This window comes from Acrocarpospora phusangensis, assembly GCF_016862995.1.
Lineage (GTDB): Bacteria > Actinomycetota > Actinomycetes > Streptosporangiales > Streptosporangiaceae > Acrocarpospora > Acrocarpospora phusangensis.
On sequence record NZ_BOOA01000204.1, the window covers coordinates 1 to 1165 of the forward strand.

The window sequence follows — 1165 nt, forward strand, 5'->3', positions numbered from 1 at the left end:
TTAGGAGCTGTTCGGGGTTCGGATCTTGGTAAGGCCCGGTGGTGGGCTGGCCGTGGCTGGTAGAACCCGGATGTGGCGCGTTTCGATGTGACCGATGCCGAATGGGCGTTGATCGAGCCGCATCTGCCGGTGGCGGCTACCGGGCCGCTGCCACGGCGGGTGCGTGATCAGTTCAACGGGATCTTGTGGCGGTTCCGCACCGGGTCCGGCTGGCGTGACGTGCCGGAACGCTACGGGCCTTGGTCCACGCTCTACTCCCGGTTCAGCGGCTGGGCCAAGGCCGGGGTGTTCCAGGGGCTGATGGACGCGCTGATCGCCGAGGCCGCCTCGCGCGGGCAGGTCGGATTGGAGTTGGTCAGCGTGGACTCCACGATCGTGCGGGCGCATCAGGAGTCGTCCGGGCTGGCGATCGCCGGGGAGACCCTGGACGCGCTGGAGCAGGCGCTGACCGAGGAAAAGGGGGCTCCGCTGCCGGAGCAGCCGCCGGTACTGCGGGTGATGCGCCGCAGGTCAGGCCCGGCACCGACGGTACCGGCGGCGACGGCGGGGGCGGCGTGGGCGGCGGGGATGCGGACGGCGGGGATGCGTCGCCGGGCCGGGATCGTGCCGGTACTCGGCGACGCCGCAAGGCCCGGGCGACCGCGGCCGAGCTCGGCCGATCCCGGGGCGGGCTGAGCAGCAAGGTCCATGCCGCGGTCGATGCCGCCGGGTTGCCGCTGGTCTTGGTGCTCACGCCCGGGCAGGCCGCTGACTGCCCGCGGTTCATCACCGTCCTGGACAAGATCCGCGTCCCCGGTCCGGTGGGCCGGCCGCGGACCCGCCCCGAGGCGGTGGCCGCGGACAAGGCCTACTCCTCTAAGGCCAACCGTGCTTATCTGCGCCGCCGCCGGATCACGGCGGTCATCCCGGAAAAGACCGATCAGGCCACCAATCGGAAGAAGAAGGGTTCAGCCGGCGGTCGGCCCGTCGGCTTCGATCCGGAGCGCTACCAGCAGCGCAACACCGTCGAACGCTGCTTCCAGAAGATCAAGACCTGGCGTGGGTTAGCCACCCGCTACGACAAAGCCCCGGAAAGCTACGAGGCCGGACTTCACCTCCGGGGCTCGATCATGTGGCTGAAACTCCTCACCTCAACCACATGATCCGAACTCCGAACAGCTCCTAG

At 69.7% G+C, this 1165-nt stretch carries 1 protein-coding gene and 1 pseudogene; both read left to right on the forward strand.

Features of this window, described 5'->3' with window-relative positions:
• Positions 1 to 87 precede the first annotated feature (87 nt).
• Positions 88 to 675: a transposase gene (locus Aph01nite_RS42400; RefSeq protein ID WP_275419373.1), complete on the forward strand. Its 588-nt coding sequence runs from the start codon at positions 88 to 90 to the stop codon at positions 673 to 675.
• Positions 561 to 1142: pseudogene (locus tag Aph01nite_RS40930) on the forward strand (IS5 family transposase); the annotation flags it as partial. The gene Aph01nite_RS42400 and the pseudogene Aph01nite_RS40930, both read left to right, overlap by 115 nt.
• Between the last annotated feature and the right edge of the window lie 23 nt (positions 1143 to 1165).